General features: G+C 63.9%; 1 protein-coding gene. It reads left to right on the top strand.

The annotated features are described in order from the left end of the window. The first annotated feature begins 2 nt into the window (after positions 1–2). Complete coding sequence (locus CXR03_RS18020) at positions 3–338, top strand: zf-TFIIB domain-containing protein (RefSeq protein ID WP_104105066.1); 336 nt, start codon at positions 3–5, stop codon at positions 336–338. Positions 339–509 lie beyond the last annotated feature (171 nt).

The raw sequence follows: 509 nt of genomic DNA, 5'->3' as shown, positions 1-509 counted from the left end.
ACATGAAATGTCCTGTTGATTCTGTAGACCTGATCATGAGCGAACGCAGCGGCGTCGAAATCGACTACTGCCCCCAGTGCCGGGGCGTGTGGCTTGACCGCGGGGAGCTGGACAAGATCCTGGACCGGGCGGCAGATATGTCCGGTCCTGCACCGTCGCGTCCGTCAACCCCCTCTCCCGGAGTATCACCCCCGCCGCTGTATCCCAACTTTGAACCGCGCCGGGAGCACCGTGGCTACGACGACCGCCGCCACGGCAAGCAGGACTATGACCGGGACTATGACCGGCGCCGGCCCAAGAAGAAGGAAGGCTGGCTGGGTGACCTGTTTGACTTCTGATGGCCTCGGGTTTCCCGGCGGGCCGTTCAGTCGTCAAGCAGTGCGATGAACTCGCGGGCCTGCTTCATGGTGATATCCGAGTGCCGGGTCAGCGCGGTGGCCGCGGCCTCCGTGTTGCCGCTCTTGGCGAGGGTCCGGATCCGGCCGTAGATCTCGTCGTTCAGCATGTTG

This window comes from Arthrobacter sp. 08Y14 (assembly GCF_002929455.1).
In the GTDB taxonomy this organism is placed as follows: Bacteria; Actinomycetota; Actinomycetes; order Actinomycetales; family Micrococcaceae; genus Arthrobacter_B; species Arthrobacter_B sunyaminii.
The sequence above is the reverse complement of the archived record's forward strand: the minus strand, read 5'-3'. Positions and strand labels throughout refer to the sequence as shown.